The 21,523-nt window shown below is 60.1% G+C and carries 12 protein-coding genes, 2 tRNA genes and 3 rRNA genes; 15 read left to right on the plus strand and 2 right to left on the minus strand.

Features of this window, described 5'->3' with window-relative positions; translation table 11 throughout:
• Nucleotides 1-351: 351 nt before the first annotated feature.
• The 5 genes from LY284_RS15105 to rrf all read left to right on the plus strand — a co-directional run bounded on the left by LY284_RS15105 (nucleotide 352) and on the right by rrf (nucleotide 5,539).
• Nucleotides 352-1,885: ribosomal RNA gene (locus LY284_RS15105) — 16S ribosomal RNA — on the plus strand.
• Nucleotides 1,886-1,947: 62 nt separating this feature from the next.
• A tRNA-Ile gene (locus LY284_RS15110) sits at nucleotides 1,948-2,024 on the plus strand.
• Between the two features lie 46 nt (nucleotides 2,025-2,070).
• Nucleotides 2,071-2,146 (plus strand) — tRNA-Ala (locus tag LY284_RS15115).
• 285 nt (nucleotides 2,147-2,431) lie between these two features.
• Nucleotides 2,432-5,309: ribosomal RNA gene (locus LY284_RS15120) — 23S ribosomal RNA — on the plus strand.
• A 116-nt stretch (nucleotides 5,310-5,425) separates the two neighbouring features.
• Nucleotides 5,426-5,539, plus strand: a 5S ribosomal RNA gene (gene rrf, locus LY284_RS15125).
• The 16S, 23S and 5S rRNA genes sit together here with 2 tRNA genes alongside, the layout of an rRNA operon.
• Before the next feature lie 127 nt (nucleotides 5,540-5,666).
• Here the strand turns inward: rrf and LY284_RS15130 are convergent.
• The gene (locus tag LY284_RS15130; RefSeq protein WP_233386933.1) at nucleotides 5,667-6,857 is read right to left on the minus strand and encodes a M20 aminoacylase family protein; all 1,191 of its coding nucleotides are present in this window, start codon (nucleotides 6,855-6,857) and stop codon (nucleotides 5,667-5,669) included.
• A gap of 161 nt (nucleotides 6,858-7,018) precedes the next feature.
• On the opposite strand from LY284_RS15130, the gene LY284_RS15135 reads away from it, so the two are divergent.
• The gene (locus tag LY284_RS15135) at nucleotides 7,019-9,100 is read left to right on the plus strand and encodes a molybdopterin-dependent oxidoreductase (protein ID WP_233387187.1); all 2,082 of its coding nucleotides are present in this window, start codon (nucleotides 7,019-7,021) and stop codon (nucleotides 9,098-9,100) included.
• Between the two features lie 128 nt (nucleotides 9,101-9,228).
• Nucleotides 9,229-10,902 carry a long-chain fatty acid--CoA ligase gene (locus tag LY284_RS15140; RefSeq protein WP_233386935.1) on the plus strand — a complete coding sequence of 558 codons (1,674 nt, stop codon included), beginning with the start codon at nucleotides 9,229-9,231 and terminating at the stop codon, nucleotides 10,900-10,902.
• Between the two features lie 150 nt (nucleotides 10,903-11,052).
• Here LY284_RS15140 and LY284_RS15145 read toward each other — a convergent pair whose 3' ends face one another.
• Nucleotides 11,053-12,234, minus strand: a complete 1,182-nt coding sequence (locus tag LY284_RS15145; protein ID WP_014192350.1) for a porin — start codon at nucleotides 12,232-12,234, stop codon at nucleotides 11,053-11,055.
• A 461-nt stretch (nucleotides 12,235-12,695) separates the two neighbouring features.
• Between LY284_RS15145 and coq7 the strand changes: the two genes are divergently transcribed.
• The 8 genes from coq7 to mraY all read left to right on the plus strand — a co-directional run bounded on the left by coq7 (nucleotide 12,696) and on the right by mraY (nucleotide 21,493).
• Nucleotides 12,696-13,352 (plus strand): 2-polyprenyl-3-methyl-6-methoxy-1,4-benzoquinone monooxygenase, encoded by a 657-nt coding sequence (gene coq7, locus LY284_RS15150; protein WP_014192349.1) that lies wholly within the window; start codon nucleotides 12,696-12,698, stop codon nucleotides 13,350-13,352.
• Between the two features lie 388 nt (nucleotides 13,353-13,740).
• Nucleotides 13,741-14,169 carry a division/cell wall cluster transcriptional repressor MraZ gene (gene mraZ / locus LY284_RS15155; protein ID WP_014192348.1) on the plus strand — a complete coding sequence of 143 codons (429 nt, stop codon included), beginning with the start codon at nucleotides 13,741-13,743 and terminating at the stop codon, nucleotides 14,167-14,169.
• 16 nt (nucleotides 14,170-14,185) lie between these two features.
• Nucleotides 14,186-15,139 carry a 16S rRNA (cytosine(1402)-N(4))-methyltransferase RsmH gene (gene rsmH / locus LY284_RS15160; RefSeq protein WP_045451100.1) on the plus strand — a complete coding sequence of 318 codons (954 nt, stop codon included), beginning with the start codon at nucleotides 14,186-14,188 and terminating at the stop codon, nucleotides 15,137-15,139.
• Nucleotides 15,136-15,480: a cell division protein FtsL gene (gene ftsL, locus LY284_RS15165; RefSeq protein ID WP_014192346.1), complete on the plus strand. Its 345-nt coding sequence runs from the start codon at nucleotides 15,136-15,138 to the stop codon at nucleotides 15,478-15,480. The genes rsmH and ftsL overlap by 4 nt, the downstream gene beginning before the upstream one ends.
• Nucleotides 15,477-17,333: a penicillin-binding protein 2 gene (locus tag LY284_RS15170; RefSeq protein ID WP_014192345.1), complete on the plus strand. Its 1,857-nt coding sequence runs from the start codon at nucleotides 15,477-15,479 to the stop codon at nucleotides 17,331-17,333. Before ftsL ends, LY284_RS15170 begins: the two co-directional genes overlap by 4 nt.
• Nucleotides 17,330-18,874 (plus strand): UDP-N-acetylmuramoyl-L-alanyl-D-glutamate--2,6-diaminopimelate ligase, encoded by a 1,545-nt coding sequence (locus LY284_RS15175; protein WP_233386937.1) that lies wholly within the window; start codon nucleotides 17,330-17,332, stop codon nucleotides 18,872-18,874. The genes LY284_RS15170 and LY284_RS15175 overlap by 4 nt, the downstream gene beginning before the upstream one ends.
• Nucleotides 18,871-20,301: a UDP-N-acetylmuramoyl-tripeptide--D-alanyl-D-alanine ligase gene (gene murF / locus LY284_RS15180; protein ID WP_233386939.1), complete on the plus strand. Its 1,431-nt coding sequence runs from the start codon at nucleotides 18,871-18,873 to the stop codon at nucleotides 20,299-20,301. The genes LY284_RS15175 and murF overlap by 4 nt, the downstream gene beginning before the upstream one ends.
• Nucleotides 20,302-20,323: 22 nt before the next feature.
• Nucleotides 20,324-21,493 carry a phospho-N-acetylmuramoyl-pentapeptide-transferase gene (gene mraY, locus LY284_RS15185; protein ID WP_014192342.1) on the plus strand — a complete coding sequence of 390 codons (1,170 nt, stop codon included), beginning with the start codon at nucleotides 20,324-20,326 and terminating at the stop codon, nucleotides 21,491-21,493.
• The last annotated feature ends 30 nt before the right edge of the window (nucleotides 21,494-21,523 follow it).

Consider the following 21,523-nt stretch of genomic DNA (forward strand, 5'->3'; position numbering starts at 1 on the left):
CCTTTTAGGTGGTTTGAGGCGCAGTCAGTCAGCGAGAAAACTTCGAAATTCTTGTTGACAGTAACCGAAGCGGTGTTCATAATCTCGTTTCTCTGCTGCAGACAACGCAGCGACGCAAGACGGTAGCGAAGTAGAGGGTCTTGCGATGTGCTCTTTAAAAACTAACAGCCGATAAGTGTGGGCGCTTGATAGCGAGTGCGGCTGGTCTTTCGGGATCAGTAATAGCAAAAGTATCAAGAGTCTCACACGAAGTATCAGAGGAAGGTTTTTCTGTTCTAGGACAGAATAATCATCGTCAGTACGTTGAGTGAGCGACCGGTTCTTAACGGAACCGAAAACAGTAACAGGTTTGAACTGAAGAGTTTGATCCTGGCTCAGATTGAACGCTGGCGGCATGCCTTACACATGCAAGTCGAACGGCAGCACGGGGGCAACCCTGGTGGCGAGTGGCGAACGGGTGAGTAATACATCGGAACGTGTCCTGTAGTGGGGGATAGCCCGGCGAAAGCCGGATTAATACCGCATACGACCTAAGGGAGAAAGCGGGGGATCTTCGGACCTCGCGCTATAGGGGCGGCCGATGGCAGATTAGCTAGTTGGTGGGGTAAAGGCCTACCAAGGCGACGATCTGTAGCTGGTCTGAGAGGACGACCAGCCACACTGGGACTGAGACACGGCCCAGACTCCTACGGGAGGCGCAGCAGTGGGGAATTTTGGACAATGGGGGCAACCCTGATCCAGCAATGCCGCGTGTGTGAAGAAGGCCTTCGGGTTGTAAAGCACTTTTGTCCGGAAAGAAAACCATCGCCCTAATATGGTGGTGGGATGACGGTACCGGAAGAATAAGCACCGGCTAACTACGTGCCAGCAGCCGCGGTAATACGTAGGGTGCGAGCGTTAATCGGAATTACTGGGCGTAAAGCGTGCGCAGGCGGTCTGTTAAGACCGATGTGAAATCCCCGGGCTTAACCTGGGAACTGCATTGGTGACTGGCAGGCTTTGAGTGTGGCAGAGGGGGGTAGAATTCCACGTGTAGCAGTGAAATGCGTAGAGATGTGGAGGAATACCGATGGCGAAGGCAGCCCCCTGGGCCAACACTGACGCTCATGCACGAAAGCGTGGGGAGCAAACAGGATTAGATACCCTGGTAGTCCACGCCCTAAACGATGTCAACTAGTTGTTGGGGATTCATTTCCTTAGTAACGTAGCTAACGCGTGAAGTTGACCGCCTGGGGAGTACGGTCGCAAGATTAAAACTCAAAGGAATTGACGGGGACCCGCACAAGCGGTGGATGATGTGGATTAATTCGATGCAACGCGAAAAACCTTACCTACCCTTGACATGGTCGGAACCCTGCTGAAAGGTGGGGGTGCTCGAAAGAGAACCGGCGCACAGGTGCTGCATGGCTGTCGTCAGCTCGTGTCGTGAGATGTTGGGTTAAGTCCCGCAACGAGCGCAACCCTTGTCCTTAGTTGCTACGCAAGAGCACTCTAAGGAGACTGCCGGTGACAAACCGGAGGAAGGTGGGGATGACGTCAAGTCCTCATGGCCCTTATGGGTAGGGCTTCACACGTCATACAATGGTCGGAACAGAGGGTTGCCAAGCCGCGAGGTGGAGCCAATCCCAGAAAACCGATCGTAGTCCGGATCGCAGTCTGCAACTCGACTGCGTGAAGCTGGAATCGCTAGTAATCGCGGATCAGCATGCCGCGGTGAATACGTTCCCGGGTCTTGTACACACCGCCCGTCACACCATGGGAGTGGGTTTCACCAGAAGTAGGTAGCCTAACCGCAAGGAGGGCGCTTACCACGGTGGGATTCATGACTGGGGTGAAGTCGTAACAAGGTAGCCGTATCGGAAGGTGCGGCTGGATCACCTCCTTTCTCGAGCTTCGCACTTAAAGTTAAGCGCTCACGCTTATCGGCTGTTGTTTAAGACAGGCTTTGGGTCTGTAGCTCAGTCGGTTAGAGCACCGTCTTGATAAGGCGGGGGTCGATGGTTCGAATCCATCCAGACCCACCACGGTCAGGATGAGTCGATCGGATGATCGAGCAGACTCGAGAGACTTGGGGGATTAGCTCAGCTGGGAGAGCACCTGCTTTGCAAGCAGGGGGTCGTCGGTTCGATCCCGTCATCCTCCACCAATCCTCAATGCCTAGTGTTCACTAAGCGTGAACATTAAGCATTGGCGATTGAAGCCAGTTGATGCTGCAGGAGTTGAAGTGATCCTGTCGGCTAAACGTTCTTTAACAATCTGGAAGAAGTAGTAAAGAGACTATCTAAAAGCACTTAGAGATGGGTGCGAGTCGGGTAGTCAGGGTAGTGATTGTATCAAGTATGAAAAGGTGATCGAAAGATTGCTTTGGAATACGGCACAACGCGAATACTCAGCCTATGACGTGGTGAGTCGAGAGACACACTCGTTATAGGGTCAAGCGAACAAGTGCATGTGGTGGATGCCTTGGCGATCACAGGCGATGAAGGACGCGGTAGCCTGCGAAAAGCGGAGGGGAGCTGGCAAACGAGCTTTGATCCTCCGATATCCGAATGGGGAAACCCGGCCCGTATGGGTCACCCGCAACTGAATACATAGGTTGCGTGGAGCGAACGCGGTGAACTGAAACATCTAAGTAACCGCAGGAACAGAAATCAACCGAGATTCCCAAAGTAGTGGCGAGCGAAATGGGACCAGACTGTAATATTTATATATCGTATTAGTCGAACGCTCTGGAAAGTGCGGCCATAGCAGGTGATAGCCCTGTAGACGAAAATAGGATGGAAGAACTAGGGGTACGACAAGTAGGGCGGGACACGTGAAATCCTGTCTGAAGATGGGGGGACCATCCTCCAAGGCTAAATACTCGTGATCGACCGATAGTGAACCAGTACCGTGAGGGAAAGGCGAAAAGAACCCCGGGAGGGGAGTGAAATAGATCCTGAAACCGCATGCATACAAACAGTCGGAGCCTCGCAAGGGGTGACGGCGTACCTTTTGTATAATGGGTCAGCGACTTACGTTCAGTAGCGAGCTTAACTGATTAAGGCAGGCGTAGCGAAAGCGAGTCCGAATAGGGCGATCAGTTGCTGGGCGTAGACCCGAAACCAAGTGATCTATCCATGGCCAGGTTGAAGGTGCGGTAACACGTACTGAGGACCGAACCCACTAACGTTGAAAAGTTAGGGGATGAGCTGTGGATAGGGGTGAAAGGCTAAACAAACTTGGAAATAGCTGGTTCTCTCCGAAAACTATTTAGGTAGTGCCTCGTGTATCACCTTCGGGGTAGAGCACTGTCATGGTTGTGGGGTCCATTGCGGATTACTACGCCATAGCAAACTCCGAATACCGAAGAGTGCAATCACGGGAGACAGACATCGGGTGCTAACGTCCGGTGTCAAGAGGGAAACAACCCAGACCGCCAGCTAAGGTCCCAAAGATTGGCTAAGTGGGAAACGAAGTGGGAAGGCTAAAACAGTCAGGAGGTTGGCTTAGAAGCAGCCACCCTTTAAAGAAAGCGTAATAGCTCACTGATCGAGTCGTCCTGCGCGGAAGATGTAACGGGGCTCAAGCCAGTCACCGAAGCTGCGGATGCGCACGTAAGTGCGTGTGGTAGGAGAGCGTTCCGTAAGCCTGCGAAGGTGTGTCGAAAGGCATGCTGGAGGTATCGGAAGTGCGAATGCTGACATGAGTAGCGATAAAGGGGGTGAAAAGCCCCCTCGCCGTAAGCCCAAGGTTTCCTACGCAACGTTCATCGGCGTAGGGTGAGTCGGCCCCTAAGGCGAGGCAGAAATGCGTAGCTGATGGGAAGCAGGTCAATATTCCTGCACCATTGTTAGATGCGATGGGGACGGATCGCGGAAGGTTGTCCGGGTGTTGGAAGTCCCGGTCGCTGCATTGGAGAAGGTGCTTAGGCAAATCCGGGCACGTAATTCAAGGGTGTGGCGCGAGCTTCTTCGGAAGCGAAGCAATTGGAAGTGGTTCCAAGAAAAGCCTCTAAGCTTCAGTCTAATAGTGACCGTACCGCAAACCGACACAGGTGGGCGAGATGAGTATTCTAAGGCGCTTGAGAGAACTCGGGAGAAGGAACTCGGCAAATTGGTACCGTAACTTCGGGATAAGGTACGCCCTTGTAGCTTGACTGGCCTGCGCCAGGAGGGTGAAAGGGTTGCAATAAACTGGTGGCTGCGACTGTTTAATAAAAACACAGCACTCTGCAAACACGAAAGTGGACGTATAGGGTGTGACGCCTGCCCGGTGCCGGAAGATTAAATGATGGGGTGCAAGCTCTTGATTGAAGTCCCGGTAAACGGCGGCCGTAACTATAACGGTCCTAAGGTAGCGAAATTCCTTGTCGGGTAAGTTCCGACCTGCACGAATGGCGTAACGATGGCCACACTGTCTCCTCCCGAGACTCAGCGAAGTTGAAGTGTTTGTGATGATGCAATCTCCCGCGGCTAGACGGAAAGACCCCATGAACCTTTACTGTAGCTTTGCATTGGACTTTGAACCGATCTGTGTAGGATAGGTGGGAGGCTATGAAACCAGGACGCTAGTCTTGGTGGAGCCGTCCTTGAAATACCACCCTGGTTTGTTTGAGGTTCTAACCTTGGTCCGTGATCCGGATCGGGGACAGTGCATGGTAGGCAGTTTGACTGGGGCGGTCTCCTCCCAAAGTGTAACGGAGGAGTACGAAGGTACGCTAGGTACGGTCGGAAATCGTGCTGATAGTGCAATGGCATAAGCGTGCTTAACTGCGAGACCGACAAGTCGAGCAGGTGCGAAAGCAGGTCATAGTGATCCGGTGGTTCTGTATGGAAGGGCCATCGCTCAACGGATAAAAGGTACTCTGGGGATAACAGGCTGATACCGCCCAAGAGTTCATATCGACGGCGGTGTTTGGCACCTCGATGTCGGCTCATCTCATCCTGGGGCTGTAGCCGGTCCCAAGGGTATGGCTGTTCGCCATTTAAAGAGGTACGTGAGCTGGGTTTAAAACGTCGTGAGACAGTTTGGTCCCTATCTGCCGTGGGCGTTGGATATTTGAAGGGGGCTGCTCCTAGTACGAGAGGACCGGAGTGGACGAACCTCTGGTGTACCGGTTGTGACGCCAGTCGCATCGCCGGGTAGCTATGTTCGGAAGAGATAACCGCTGAAAGCATCTAAGCGGGAAACTCGCCTTAAGATGAGATATCCCCGGGGCTTCGAGCCCCTTGAAGGGTCGTTCCAGACCAGGACGTTGATAGGTCAGGTGTGTAAGTGCAGTAATGCATTGAGCTAACTGATACTAATTGCCCGTAAGGCTTGATCCTATAACCAGTGTGTCTTCCTGGTTGAGTATCGTTGTGCCACGATCACCACCCCAAACACTGCTACTTCTTCCCAGATTGGCTGTCGCGTCCCCAAGACGACACAGCAACAAGTCATGCCTGATGACCATAGCGAGTCGGTACCACCCCTTCCCATCCCGAACAGGACCGTGAAACGACTCCACGCCGATGATAGTGCGGATCACCCGTGTGAAAGTAGGTAATCGTCAGGCTCCTCATGCCGCAAATAAAAACCCCACCCCGCAAAGGTGGGGTTTTTGCATTTCGGCGCGCCCTAGCGATTCAAAACGCTCCGTGTGACCATCGGAAGCCGCAGCAACCATCCACGCTGCTACGCTTTCAGCGCGCCATAAAGCGTTCAGCCAAACGTACCCAATAAGTCGATCCGATCGACAGCAGATCATCGTTGAAGTCATAGCTGGCGTTATGCAACATGCATGGCCCGGCACCATGGCCGTGTTCGCGATGTCCGCCATCGCCATTGCCCAGAAAGGCATAGCATCCAGGCCTTTCGAGAAGCATGAACGAAAAGTCCTCCGCGCCCATCGTCGGTTCGACGGCGTCATCGACTTTTTCCTTCCCTACGACCTCTGCCATGACTTCCGCCGCGAATCTCGCTTCCTCAGGCGCGTTGATCGTCGGCGGATAATTCCTGTTGAAGTGCACTTCCACGTCGCAGTCATAGGCGGCAGCCGTCGCTTCGACAATCTTGCGCATGCGCTCTTCGATCAGATCGAGCGTTTGCACAGTGAAGGTGCGCACGGTCCCGCCAAGCCAGGCTCGATCCGGAACGACGTTCGCCGCCTCGCCAGCGTGGATCTGAGTGATCGAGAGGACCGCCGTATCGATCGGCTTCTTGTTTCGCGTAATGATGCTCTGAAGCCCGTTGGCGATTTGAACCGCGGTAAACACAGGATCGCGCCCATTGTGAGGCAGGGCCGCGTGCGAACCGGTACCGCAGATCGTGATGCGAAACTCGTTACTCGACGCCATGATCGGCCCTTCGGTCACACCGAAATGACCAGCGGGGATGCCGGGCCAATTGTGAATGCCAAACACCGCATCCACCGGAAAGCGATCGAAAAGACCATCTTCGATCATGGCCTTCGCGCCCGCGCCGCCTTCTTCAGCCGGCTGAAAGATGAAAACGACAGTCCCGTCGAACGTACCGTGCTCGGCCAGATGCTTCGCAGCGCCGAGCAGCATCGCCGTATGCCCGTCGTGGCCGCACGCGTGCATGCGACCGTCGTTTGTCGATCGATGCCCGAACGTGTTCATCTCCTGAATAGGCAGTGCGTCCATATCCGCGCGAAGTCCAATCGACTTTGCGCCAGAGCCGCGCTTCAGCACGCCCACGACTCCCGTTTTGCCCACTCCCCGATGGACTTCGATTCCCCATCGTTCGAGGTTATCGGCGACCAGCTTCGCCGTGCCAACCTCCTCGTAGCGCAATTCCGGGTGAGCGTGGATCGTTCGTCGGAGCGTTTTGATTTCCTCGTGCGATGCTTCCATTTCCGGGATCAGATTCATTTGAACTGCTCTCTCGATTGAATTCGGATTGTGCGTTTGGACCGCGCCTGGTTCTTCATTCTACGTCGCCACTATTTCCCGTACCGGACGGTCGATCGCATAGTTCGCGTAATAGAATTCCATCATTTGCCGCCCTTTATTCTGATTTACCGGACTTTTCGATGAACGCTCCAGCCGAGTTTGCCCGAGCCGTTTGCCCGCACGATTGCCCCGACACATGCGCGATGCGCGTAGCGGTCAAGGACGGCAAAGCGGTCAAGATCAGCGGTGATCCCGATCACCCACCGACGCAAGGCGTGTTGTGCACCAAGGTCACACGCTACGCCGAGCGCACGCATCACAAGGATCGGCTGCTGACGCCACTGCGGCGCGTCGGAAAAAAGGGCGAGGGCCGATTCGAACCGATCGGCTGGGACGAGGCATTGCAGCTTGCCGCCGAACGTCTGGAAACGGTGGCCCGGCGAGCGCCGGAAGCCATCGTTCCGTATAGCTACGCCGGCACGATGGGCCTGGTGCAAGGCGAAAGCATCGCTGCCCGGTTCTTCAACGTCTTGGGCGCATCGCGCCTTGAGCGCACCATTTGCGCCGCCGCGGGCGCGGCCGGCCTGCGCTACACGTATGGCGCGAGCATCGGCATGCATAGCGAGTTTTACGAAGAAAGCGAGCTGATTCTGATCTGGGGCTCGAACCCGATCGCATCGAGCCTGCACTTCTGGACGCGTGCGCAGGAGGCCAAGCGACGCGGTGCGAAACTGATCGCGATCGACCCGTATAGATCGTTGACGGCGGAGAAATGCCATCAGCACATCGCGCTGCGCCCGGGCACCGATGCCGCGCTCGCGCTCGGCATGATCGAAGTGCTCATCCGCGAAAATCTGATCGACCACGACTATGTGAGCGCACATACCGTAGGTTTCGACGAACTCGCGGCGCGTGCCGCGCAGTACCCGCCCGCGCGCGCAGCGCAGGTCTGCGGCATCGAGGAAAGCGAGATCGTCGAGCTCGCGCGCGCTTTCGGGGCAACGAAAAAGGCCGCGATCCGCCTCAACTACGGCATGCAGCGCGTGCGCGGTGGCGGCAATGCCGTCCGCGCGATCGCCTGCCTGCCATCGTTGACGGGCGCGTGGCGCGAGCGTGCCGGCGGTTTGTTGCTCTCGTCGTCGGGTTGGGCGCCCATCGACGGCAGCGCACTCGAGCGCCCGGATTTGTTGCCCGACGGGCCGTCGAAGATGCCCCGGGCGATCAACATGAATGCGATCGGCGACGCGCTGCTGCATCCGGGCGATGAAACCTTCGGGCCGAAAATCGAAGCGCTGATCGTCTACAACTCGAACCCGGTCGCGGTTGCGCCCGATTCGGCGAAGGTCGCGGCGGGTTTCGCGCGCGAGGATCTGTTCACAATCGTGCTCGAACACTTCCAGACAGACACCGCTGACTATGCCGATCTGATCTTCCCCGCGACGACACAGCTCGAACACCTCGACGTCCACAAGTCATACGGGCACACGCACGTCATGGCGAATCTGCCGGCGATCGAACCCGTCGGCGAAGCGCGCCCGAACACGGAAATCTTCCGCGGTCTCGCGCGCGCGATGCGGCTCACCGAGCCGGCGCTTTTCGAGACCGACGAGCAGATCGCATCGCAAGCCTTTCGCTGGGACGACCGCACGCTCGAAGGGCAGAGTTGGGAGACGCTGAAGGCCTCGGGCTGGCTGAAGCTCGATATCGCCGACGCACCGCTCGCCGACGGCGCGTTTCGCACGCCGTCGGGCAAATGCGAGTTCTATAGCGAGCGTCTGGCGCGCGAAGGCCTCGATCCGCTGCCGGATTATTTGCCGCCGTACGAATCCGTCGATGGTTCGCCGGAACTGGCCGCCCGCTATCCGCTCGCGATGATCTCGCCGCCCGCACGCAATTTTCTAAACAGCAGCTTCGTGAACATCGAGAGTTTGCGCGCCGCGGAGCGCGAACCGCATCTGGACATTCATCCCGACGACGCCGAAGCGCGCGGTATCTCCGACGGCGCGTTCGTGCGAATTTTCAACGACCGCGGCTCGATGCAGGCACGCGCTCGCCTGACGCCGCGCGCGCGCGAAGGCGTGGTCGTCGGTCTGTCGATCTGGTGGAAGAAGTTATCGCCGGACGGCTGCAACGCCAATCAAGTCACGAGCCAGGCATTGACCGACCTCGGCCGGTCGGCAACCTTCTACGACTGCCTGGTCGAAGTGGAGCGGATGCATTGACCCGTATCGGAACGGCGGGCTCGGACGAGTCTGAGGCATGGCGTCTAACCCAGTTGTCGGAGACGTGTCGAAAAGCTAGGATCTCGTTTCCGCACGACCATTCTAAAATCTTATAAAGGAGACGCCGTATGGAGAAACCCTGGCTGAAATCCTATCCGGCCGGCGTGCCTGCCGAGATCGACGCATCCGCGTATCGGTCGGTTTCCGAGTTGCTCGAAGACAGTTTCCGCGCGAACCGCGATCGCCGCGCGTTCGTATGCATGGGCCAGTCGATCACCTATGGCGAGCTCGACGCGATGTCGAAAAAGCTGGCCGCGTGGTTCCAGCGGCGAGGCATGAAGCCGGGCGCACGCGTCGCGCTGATGATGCCGAACGTCCTGCAGTATCCCGTTGCGATCGCGGCGGTGCTGCGCGCCGGCTACATCGTCGTCAACGTGAATCCGCTTTATACGCCGCGCGAACTCGAGCATCAGCTCAAGGACTGCGGCGCGGAAGCGATCGTCATTCTCGAGAATTTCGCGGCCACGCTCCAGGCCGTCGTCAAGAATACAGCGATCAAGCATGTGGTCGTCGCGTCGATGGGCGATCTTATGGGCATGAAGGGGCTCCTGGTGAACTTGGTCGTGCGGCACGTGAAGAAAATGGTGCCCGAATGGTCCATCCCCGGCAGCGTCCGTTTCAATGACGCGCTCGCGGATGGCGCACGCATCACGCTGCAGTCGGTCGCGCAGACGCCCGACGACATCGCGTTCCTGCAATACACAGGCGGTACGACGGGTGTGGCCAAGGGCGCGACGCTCACGCATCGCAATGTGATCGCAAACACGCTGCAATCCGAAGTCTGGCTCGATCCGGCCCGCAAGCGCCGACCGGATATCGACCAGTTCGTCTGCGTGGTCGCGCTGCCGCTTTATCACATCTTCGCGCTGACGGTGTGCGGCATGCTGACGATCCGCACTGGCGGCCTCGGCGTGCTCATACCGAATCCGCGCGATATTGCGGGAACGATCAAGGAGTTGAAGGGCATTCCGATCAACACGTTCCCGGCTGTCAACACGCTCTATAACGCGCTGTTGAATCATCCGGACTTCGGCAAGCTCGATTTTTCCAAGCTCATCGCGGCGAACGGCGGCGGCATGGCGGTCCAGGAGGCCGTGGCCAAACGGTGGTTCGCCGCGACCGGCGTGCCGATCGTGGAAGGCTACGGCCTTTCCGAAACTTCGCCGTGCGTGACCTGCAACCCGGTCACGGCGACCGAATACACGGGCACCATCGGCTTGCCGCTTCCGTCGACAGAAATCTCCATTCGTGACGATGACAACAACGAGGTGCCGCTCGGCCAGCCCGGCGAGATCTGCATTCGCGGTCCTCAGGTTATGGCAGGCTACTGGAACCGGCCCGACGAAACCGCGAAGGTCATGACCGACGACGGCTTTTTCCGTTCGGGCGATGTCGGCGTGTTGGATGATCGAGGGTTCGTGAAGATCGTCGATCGCAAGAAGGACATGATCCTCGTGTCGGGTTTCAACGTGTATCCGAACGAGATCGAGGACGTCGTGGCCATGTTGCCGGGCGTGTTCGAAGTTGCGGCGGTCGGCGTGAAGGATCAGGCGTCCGGCGAGGCGGTGAAGCTTTTTATCGTGCGCAAGGATCAGAGTCTGACCGAAGCCGACGTCATGGCCTATTGCAAGGAGCGGCTCACGGGCTACAAGCGTCCGCGGACGATCGAGTTCCGCAACGATCTGCCGAAGAGCAATGTCGGCAAGATCCTGCGGCGCGAACTGCGCGACGGCCGCGCGTAGCCGTCAGGCCGCCGCCCGCAGATAGAAAGCCGTCGCGTCGTGAGACGCGACGGCTTTTTGTTGGCCGGACGTGACGCGCCTTTCGCCGTCAGGACGAAAAAAAGGCGCCCGAAGGCGCCTTTCAGAGCGTACTGCTTTGTTACGACCTTATTAGAACTTGTGACGGATGCCGACGACAGCAGCAACCTGGTTCGACGTCGACGACGGCGACAGACCGTTGATGTTTGCCACAGCCGTACGGTTCGTCGAATCCGTGCCGCTTGCGTGCTGGTACACGCCGTCGATGTACACGTCCGTGCGCTTCGACAGGAAGTAGTCCGCGCCGAGCATTGCCTGATGGTACTTGGCGTCACCCAGGCCGTAGCCCTTCGTGTAGTCGTACGCCACGCCCAGCAGCAGAGCCGGGGTCAACTGATACTTGAAGTTGATTTCGGCGTTGTGGAACTTGCCCGTGCCGCCCGTGAAGCCGCCCGTCGGCGTCAGGCCCGTGCCCGGCTCCGAACCGAGATCCTTGAACTGCGTGTTGCTATACGTTGCGCCGACAGTCGCCGCGCCGAACGTGTAAGCACCGCCAGCCGAGATCACTTGCTGCGTCTTGGCCGAAGCGTAACCGTTGATCACGCGGCTCGAACCGAAGTTCGACGTCGTCGCGCCCGCGGTCGTCGCCGTGCGGCTGTTCGGGGTGTTGCCGAAGAACGAGTAGTTCGGGTCCTTGACGTTCAAGTAGCCCGCGCCCAACTGCAGGGGGCCTTGCGAGTAGCCGAGACCAACCGACCAGATCTGGTTACGGTTGAACTGGCCAGCGTTGCCGCCCAGGCTGTACAGGCCGCCGAACGTGAAGCCAGCGTAGTTCGCGCTCGTGAACTTGATCGCGTTGTTCACGCGATTCGAGTTGTTCATGTTGTCCAGGTCACCCGGGTGCGCGCCGAAGTACGAAGCCCACTGGCTACCGACTTCGAATGCGCCGGTGAAGTCGACCACGGAGTCGTACTGGCGACCCAGCGTGACCGTGCCGAACTGCGAGCCGAGACCGACATACGCCTGACGGCCGAATTCAGCGCCGCCCTGACCAAGCTGGCCATTGAACACGTTGAAGCCGTTTTCCAACACGAAGATGGCCTTCAGACCGCCACCGAGGTCTTCCGTGCCACGCAGGCCCCAACGACTGCCCTGCAGGTTGCCGCTGTTCATTGCATACAGCTTTTGGCCGTTGCTGTTGTTGTTGTACGCGAAGCCTGCGTCGATGATGCCGTACAGCGTCACGCTGCTCTGCGCATGTGCGGCGCCAGCGAAAGCGCCCAATGCAGCGAGAGCGAGAAGCGACTTTTTCATTGATTAGATCTCCAGGGAGTGTTTGCGACTTGGTTGGCAAGGCCACTGTTCTAGCGCCAGTGTGTTGACGGTCCCTGCCGGGCTTCTTAACGAAGTTGAGACGTAATGTAACAAAGAGCCTTTGACGGACAAAGGAAAAGGGGGCGGTCCGCCCGACACATGTGACGTTTACGCAACAGGCGCTAAGATGTTGGTTTTGCTGGATTTTTGCGACCCGTATTTGCCCTAATTATCAAAACGGATGCTTAGTAACTGTTGTTTCGTGCCCCGTCGTTGGCCTATCGAGGCCGTGTTCGGAACCGAGGGGCGGGCGTCGCTCGCGTCGATGTGCGCTAGAATCCGCGATTTGCGCGAAACGCCAGCTTGCTGATTGTTCCGTACCGACAGGCGACGACGGGCGGAGAATATGAATTGCTGCAGTAGCCCGCGTTGTGCCGGCGACCATGAAGAGAGGTGACAACATGACGCTCGATGAAGTCATCAGCGAGTTCGATCGGGGTTTGCGCTCCATGACTGGAATAAGCCGCATGTCGCGCCCCATGCCCGAATCGGCGATATCCGGTTCCGATCTCCAGAACGATCCCCTCTCCGAAGAGTTGCAGCTCACCGAAAAAGAGCGCGCCCACTCGGCCGGGCTGATGCGCGTGAATCATGTCGGCGAGGTCTGCGCGCAGGCGCTTTATCAGGCGCAAAAGCTCGCCACGAATTCGCCCGAACTGAAGGCGAGCTTCGAACAGGCGGCTCGCGAAGAAGAAGATCATTTGGCGTGGACGTCGAAACGCCTGAACGATCTGGATGCGCGGCCGAGCCTGCTCAATCCGCTCTGGTACGCGGGCGCGCTTGCCATCGGTTTCGTTGCGGGTCGTTTCGGCGATCGCGCGAGTCTCGGCTTCATGGCGGAAACCGAGCGGCAGGTCGAGCAGCACCTCGACGGTCACATGAAAACTTTGCCCGCGAACGATCACGCATCGCGCGCGATCGTCGAGCAAATGCGTCTCGATGAGAGCGCGCATGCCGCCGCCGCCATCGGCGCAGGGGGAACTGAAGTGCCGTTTCCGGTTCGTGCATTGATGCGCGCGGCTTCGAAAGTCATGACGCGCACCGCCTATTACATATAGCGCACCGATCGCCCGGCCGGATCCATAGCGATACGGCCGGTAACTCGCGGCCGCATCCCACCTGCGGCCCACAAATCGGGCAAAAAGACCGTTACATTTCCCTCATTTCAGCAGCAGATTTCACGTACTACCTTCACATCCCTCAGTAGCTCTCTAATTCATAACGCTTTTCTCTTTTGTCGCCACTTCAAGCTCCTGCGCTAAGTCCTTGTTCTAGCAAATAAAAAGCACTCGAAAAAAAGGCGCGCGTCTTGACCGAGGAAATGCGTTCCTCTAAAGTGGGAGACAGTGTGAGAAAGTGGTCTTTTGTGTGATTCACAGGCCATTTTCGATCAAAACGGAGTGGGGGCAGGCGTCATGGTGGGCGTCTGGAACGGGGAGAGCACAAGTGTTCCAAGGGGCGTCGGCGCTGACGCTCGATGCGAAAGGACGGATGTCGATTCCGTCGCGCTATCGGGAGGCGCTGCAAGGGCAGGCGGAAGGCCGGGTGACGCTCACGAAGAGCCCGGATGGATGTTTGTTGCTGTTTCCCCGCCCCGAGTGGGAAGTCTTTCGCGCCAAGGTTGCGGCGCTTCCTATGGATGCCATGTGGTGGCGGCGCATCTTTCTCGGCAATGCAATGGATCTCGACCTCGACAGCGCCGGGCGCGTACTGGTTTCGCCCGAACTGCGCGCAGCCGCGTCGCTGGAAAAAGACGTGACGCTGCTCGGCATGGGCGCGCATTTCGAGTTGTGGGATTCGCAGACGTACGCGGCGAAGGAAGCCGCGGCGATGGCGCAGGGCATGCCCGAAGCGCTGAAGAACTTCACTTTCTGACGCGGCGCTGAAGAGCATGGCGAATTCGTCGGGAAACGAACTGCAGCATCGCACGGTGCTGCTGCAGGAAGCGGTGGATGGACTGATCACGCGCACGGACGGCGTCTATATAGACGGCACGTTCGGGCGCGGCGGTCATAGCCGGGCGATTTTGCAGCGCTTGGGGGATGCGGGGCGGCTCATCGCTTTCGACAAGGATCCTCTCGCAATCGCCACGGCGCAACAGATTCAGGACTCGCGCTTTTCGATCGTGCATGACAGCTTCGCGGCGTTGCGCGATGCGGCGAGCGAGCGAGGGGTAGGGCGGGTGTCGGGCGTATTGCTCGACCTTGGCGTGTCGTCGCCGCAAGTGGACGACCCGGAGCGCGGCTTCAGCTTCCGCGCGCAAGGTCCGCTCGACATGAGGATGGACCCGACTCGCGGCGAGTCGGCAGCAGAGTGGCTCGCGCGAGCCACGGTGCAGGAACTGACGGAGGTCATCAGAGATTATGGGGAAGAACGGTTTGCTTTTCAGATTGCAAAGGCGCTTGTTGCTCGCAGGGCAGAGTCCGACCGTCTTGGGCCTCTCGACAGCACGCGCGAGCTTGCCGAAATCGTGGGTAACGTCGTCAAAACCCGTGAAAAGGGCAAGGACCCGGCAACTCGCACCTTTCAGGCTATACGGATTCACGTCAATCAAGAGCTTGCGGAGCTGCAAGTAGTACTCGAGTCGGCATTGGCATTGTTGGAGCAAGGGGGGCGGCTGGTCGTGATCAGCTTTCATTCACTCGAAGACCGGATCGTCAAGCGGTTCATGCAGGCGCACGCGAGCGCGCCGGCGGTTGACCGTCGCTTGCCGATCCGCGCGGTCGACCTGCCCAGCCCGCCGCTGCGCGTGGTCGGTCGCGTGTTTCCGAGTGAAGCCGAAGTGGCCGCCAACCCGCGCGCCCGATCCGCGGTGATGCGTATCGCGGAGCGGATCGCGCCATGAACCGCCTCAATATTTTCCTGCTGATCATCGTGCTCGGGTGCGCGCTGTCGGTCGTCAGCTCGACCAACCAGCAGCGGGAAATCTTCATCGAGTTGCAGCGGGCGCAATCGCAAGAGCGCCAGCTTCAACAGGATTACGCGCAGTTGCAATACCAGCAGAGCGCGCTGTCGAAGACCTCGCGCATCGAGCAGTTGGCCACCAACTCGCTGAAGATGCAGCCCGTGACGACCGGCCGCACGCAATATCTCACCTACGACACGGCCGCCAACAAGGCCGCCGACGCACCCATGCCGCCGCCGCTGCCCGCGTCGGCGCCGCCTGCACGCGGAGCCAAGCGATGAAAAAATCCGCGAAGCAGAAAGACATCGCTCATACGCCCAATCCGCTCCTCGCCGTGCGCCTGCCGATGTGGCGCTCGAAGTTCGTCGTGTTCCTGCTGTTCATGGCGTTCGTCGCGCTCGCTGCACGCGCATTCTGGATTCAGGGACCGGGCAACGCCTTCTTCAAGAAGCAGGGCGAAAGCCGCTATCAGCGCACGCTCGAACTGCCGGCCACGCGCGGCCAGATTCGCGACCGCAACGGCCTCGTGCTTGCGACCAGCCTGCCGGTGAAGGCCATCTGGGCCATTCCCGAAGCCGTGCCGAACGATCTCGGCGCGGAGAAGTTCGCGCAATTGTCCAAGCTGCTCGAGATGCCGGAGAAAGAACTCCGCGCCAAGCTCTCGATGGACAAGACCTTCGTCTACGTGAAGCGCCAGGTCTCGCTCGAAACCGCGCAGAAAGTCGCCGCGCTTGACATTCCGGGCATTTATTCGCGCGGCGAATACAAGCGTTTCTATCCCGAAGGCGAAATCACCGCGCACCTGATCGGCTTTACTAATATTGAAGACAAGGGACAGGAAGGCGTCGAACTCGGCGACCAGCATGTCCTCGCTGGCACGCCGGGCATGCGTCGCGTCATCCGGGACCGCATGGGCAATATCGTCGAGGACGTCGACGAGCAAATCGTGCCGCACAATGGTACGGACGTCGAACTCTCGATCGACAGCAAGATTCAGTACATCGCGTACACGAACCTGAAGGCCGCCGTCGAGAAATCGAAGGCGAAGGCAGGCGCGGCGATCGTGATCGACACGAAGACGGGCGAGGTGCTCGCGCTCGTCAACTATCCCACTTACAACCCGAACGACCGTTCGCGCATGACCGGCGAACAGTTGCGCAACCGCATTCTCACGGACACTTTCGAGCCCGGCTCGATCATGAAGCCGTTCACTGTTTCGCTCGCGCTCGATCTGCATCGCGTGACGCCGAACACGCTCGTGGAAACCGGCGGCGGCGTATTCGTGCTCGACGGCGCGCGCATCACGGACGACGCCGGCTTCGGCACGCTCACCGTCGGCGGCGTGATTCAGAAGTCGAGCAATATCGGCGCGACCAAAATTGCGATGCAATTGCGGGCCGAAGAAATGTGGAACATGTACACGAGCCTCGGACTCGGGCAGGCGCCGAAAGTCGGCTTTCCGGGCGCGGTAACGGGGCGTTTGCGGCCGTGGAAGAGCTGGCGGCGCATCGAGCAGGCAACGATGTCGTACGGCTACGGCCTGTCCGCGTCGCTGTTCCAGCTTGCGCGCGCGTACACCGCGATCGCGCACGATGGCGAGGTCATGCCGGTGTCCATTTTCCGCACGCCGGGCGATCAGCCGGTCGTCGGTCAGCAGGTTTTCTCGCCGACCACTGCGCGTCAAGTGCGCGCGATGCTCGAAACCGTGACGGCGAAGGGCGGCACGTCGCCGGATGCGGCGGTGCCGGGGTATCGCGTCGGCGGCAAGTCGGGCACGGCGTACAAGCACGCGGGGCGCGGCTATGACCACTCGAAGTACCGCGCCTCGTTCGTCGGCATGGCGCCGATGCCGAATCCGCGCATCGTCGTGGCGGTATCGGTCGACGAGCCGACGGTCGGCAGCCACTTCGGCGGCCAGGTGTCGGGGCCGGTGTTTTCGGGCATCGTCGGCGACACGCTGCGCGCGCTCAACGTGCCGCCCGACATGCCGGTCAAGCAGATGGTCGTGACGGACGATTCGAACTCCGCCGCGCAAGCCGCCGCGCAGCCGCCGGTGAACAGAAACAACGCGAACACCGCGAAGAAAGTCGCGGTGTCGAGCAATATGAAGACGCACCCGGGAGTCGTGCGATGAGCGCGCAAGCCCGTCAGAGCAAGATGCAAAAGGACGTATCACACGCCATTCAATGGCTGCGCGCGCATGCGCAGCCCGACGCGCAATTGCACGCCGACACGCGCTCGCTCAAAAGCGGCGACGTGTTCCTCGCCTATGCGGTCGAGGGCGCGGACAACCGTCCGTATCTCGACGCCGCGCTTGCGGCGGGCGCGGCTGCGGCGCTCTATCAGCCGGAGCATTTCGCGGGCAAGCCGGATGCATCGAAGGCGCTTGCCGTGAAGGCGCTCGACGAACTCGCCGGTCCGATCGCGTCCGCATGGTACGGCGAGCCGACGGCATCGATGCTCACGATCGGCGTGACGGGCACGAACGGCAAGACCTCGTGCAGCCAGTGGATCGCGACCGCGCTGACCGCGCTCGGCCGTCCGTGCGCCATCGTCGGCACGCTCGGCATCGGCATGCCGGGCAAGCTCGTGCATAGCGGTTTCACCACGCCCGATGCGGCGCAACTTCAGCGCAGTCTCGCGCAACTGAAGGCCAAGGGCGCGGAAGGTGTGGCGATGGAAGTGTCGTCGCATGCGCTGCATCAGGGACGCGTAAATGGCGTCGATTTCGACATCGCCATTTTCACGAATCTCACGCAGGATCATCTCGATTACCACGGCACGTTCGACGCGTACGAAGCGGCGAAGGCGCGCCTCTTCGCGTGGCCGTCGTTGAAAACGGCGATCGTCAATCGCGACGACGCGGCCGGCGAGCGGCTGATCGAATCGCTGCGCGGCAAGGTGCGCACGATCGCGTACGGCGTCGAAATGCGCGCCGATGCCGCCCCCAGCGCCGACGCCATGCTGCTCGCAAGCCAGGTCCGCGCCACCGCGACGGGCACCGCGTTCCATCTGTCGTCCGACTGGGGCGAAGCCGATGTCGAAGTCGGCACGCTCGGCACGTTCAACGTGAGCAATCTGCTTTCCGTGCTCGCCGTGCTGCTCGAAGTCGGCGTGCCGTTCAATACCGCGATCGGGCATATCGCCAAGCTCGAATCGGTCAATGGCCGCATGGAGCGCCTGGGCGGGCGCATCCAGAGCGACGAGCCGCTCGTCGTGATCGATTACGCCCACACGCCCGACGCGCTCGACAAGACGCTCACCGCGCTGCGCCCGATCGCACAGGCGCGCGGCGGCGATCTTGTCTGCATGTTCGGATGCGGCGGCGACCGCGACGCGACCAAGCGTCCGCTCATGGGCGCGATCGCCGAACGTCTCGCGGACCAGGTCGTCATCACGAGCGACAACCCGCGCAGCGAAGAGCCGCAATCCATCATCGACCAGATCGCGGCCGGCATGAGCGACGCCGCGAAGGCGCGCCGCATCGAAGACCGCGCGAGCGCGATTTTGCAAGCAATCCGAAGCGCCGCGCGTGAGGATGTCGTCGTGCTCGCCGGAAAAGGGCACGAAGCCACGCAGGAAATCATGGGCAAGAAGCGCGCGTTCTCGGATCAGGATCACGCGCGCCTCGCGCTTGCCGCGCGCGCCACGCAACAGCGCGGAGGCAGCGAATGACGATGTTCACGCTTCGCGAAGCCGCCGCGATGATTCCCGGCGCCGTCCTGAAGGGCGATGAAAACGTGGCGATCGATCGCGTCGTGACGGACAGCCGCGGCGTTCAGGCCGGCGATCTTTTCGTCGCGGTGAAGGGCGATCGCTTCGATGCGCATGACTTCCTTGAGCAGGTTGCGAAGAGCGGCGCGGCTGCGGCGCTCGTGTCACGCGAACCGAGCAACTCCGGTGCCTGGCCTCTTCCTGTCATCAAGGTAAAGGACACGCGCGCCGCGCTCGGTGCGCTGGCGCACGGCTGGCGCAAGCGCTTCACGATGCCGCTCGTCGCCGTAACCGGCAGCAACGGCAAGACGACGGTCAAGGAGATGATCGCGTCGATTTTCACGGCCGCGGTGGGCGAAGACGCACGGCTCGCGACGGCGGGCAACTTCAACAACGACATCGGCTTGCCGCTCACGCTGTTCCGTCTGAACGCGTCGCACAAGCTCGCTGTCGTCGAGCTCGGCATGAATCATCCGGGCGAAACAGAAGTGCTCGGCAAGATCGCCGCGCCGGACGTCGCCGTGGTCAACAACGCGCAGCGCGAGCATCAGGAATTCATGGCGACGGTAGAAGCCGTCGCGCTCGAACATGCGTCGGTCATTCATGCGCTGGGCGAAACGGGCACCGCCGTGTTTCCCGCCGACGATCAATACGCCGTCTTCTGGCGCACGGCCGCGACGGGCAACCCGATCGTCGACTTCGCACTGACCGACGACGCCTCGAAAGCCGCCGTCACCGGCACGCTGAAAGGCACGACGGTCACGATGCGCACGCCGCAGGGCGAGATCGATGTCGCGCTCAACGTGCTCGGCGAGCACAACGCGCGCAACGCACTCGCGGCGGCCTCGGCGGCGCTGGCGGCGGGCATGTCGCTCGACGTGGTCAGGCGCGGTCTCGAAGCGTTCCAGCCGGTGAAGGGCCGCCTGCAAGTGAAGCGCGCCGTGCTTGGTGCGCTCGCGGGCGCGACCGTCATCGACGACACCTACAACTCGAATCCCGATTCGATGCGCGCCGCCATCGACGTGCTCGCCTCGCAGCCCGCGCCGCGCGTGCTCGTGATGGGCGACATGGGCGAAGTCGGCGAGGAAGGTCCGGCGTTTCATCGCGAAGTCGGCGCATATGCGGCCGAGCGCGGCATCGAAGCGCTCTTCGCGCTCGGCGACGCAAGCCTCGATTCGGTGAACGCATTCAACGCGAAGGCATCGAAGCAGACCGCGAACCATTTTGATGACTTCATCAAAATGGTCGCAGCGCTTCAAAGTTCCGGCTACGGCGACAAAGCCACGTATCTCGCAAAAGGCTCGCGCTTCATGAAGATGGAGCGCGTGGTGGACGCCTTGACGAGCCCACAACAACCCGCCGCGGGCAGCACGCCCGCGGCTCATTGATTCACTGAAGAGAAGGACCGGTATGCTACTCGCACTCGCGCAATGGCTCCAGAATGACGCCAGTTTCATGCGCGTGTTCACCTACATCACGTTTCGCGCGGTCGGCGCAACGGCGACGGCGATGCTGATCGGCCTCGTCTGCGGGCCGTGGGTCATCCGCAAGCTGACCTTGCTCAAGGTCGGCCAGGCCGTGCGCAAGGACGGCCCGCAGACGCACCTCGTCAAGTCCGGCACGCCCACCATGGGCGGCGTACTCATCCTCATCGGCATCGCTGTGTCCACGTTGCTGTGGGCCGATCTCACGAACCGCTTCGTGTGGATCGTGATGCTCGTCACCTTCGGCTATGGCGTGATCGGCTGGGTAGACGACTATCGCAAGGTCGTGCACAAGGACCCGCGCGGCATGTCCTCGCGCGAGAAGTATTTCTGGCAGTCGGTCATCGGCATTTTCGCGGCGGTGTATCTCGCGTTTTCCGTCTCCGAAGCGAACAACGCGCGCGTGTTCGACCTCTTCATGGCGTGGGTGCGCAGCGGTCTGTCGATGGGCCTGCCCGCGCGCGCCGACCTCATGCTGCCGTTTCTCAAGTCGATCACGTATCCGCTCGGCGTGTGGGGCTTCATCGCGATGACGTACTTCGTGATCGTCGGGTCGAGCAACGCGGTCAATCTCACCGACGGTCTCGACGGTCTCGTCATCATGCCCGTGGTGCTCGTGGGCGCGTCGCTGGGTGCATTCGCGTATGTCATGGGTTCGTCGGTCTATTCGAAGTATCTGCTGTTCCCGCACATTCCCGGCGCGGGCGAACTGCTGATCTTCTGCTCCGCGATGGGTGGCGCGGGACTCGCGTTTCTCTGGTACAACACGCACCCCGCGCAGGTCTTCATGGGCGATGTGGGCGCGCTCGCGCTCGGCGGCGCGCTCGGCACGATCGCGGTGATCGTCCGTCAGGAAGTCGTGCTGTTCATCATGGGCGGCGTGTTCGTGGCGGAAACGCTCTCGGTGATGCTGCAGGTCTTCTGGTTCAAGTTCACGAAGCGCCGTTACGGCGAAGGCCGCCGCTTCTTCAAGATGGCGCCGCTGCATCATCACTACGAATTGTCGGGCTGGACGGAGACGCAAGTGGTCGTGCGCTTCTGGATCATCACGCTGATGTTGTGCCTCTTCGGTTTGTCGACGCTCAAGCTGCGTTGATCTTTTTGCATTCGTGCGGTTCTTCAGGTT

Origin of the sequence: Caballeronia sp. PC1, from assembly GCF_021353155.1 — a bacterium.
In the GTDB taxonomy this organism is placed as follows: domain Bacteria; phylum Pseudomonadota; class Gammaproteobacteria; order Burkholderiales; family Burkholderiaceae; genus Caballeronia; species Caballeronia cordobensis.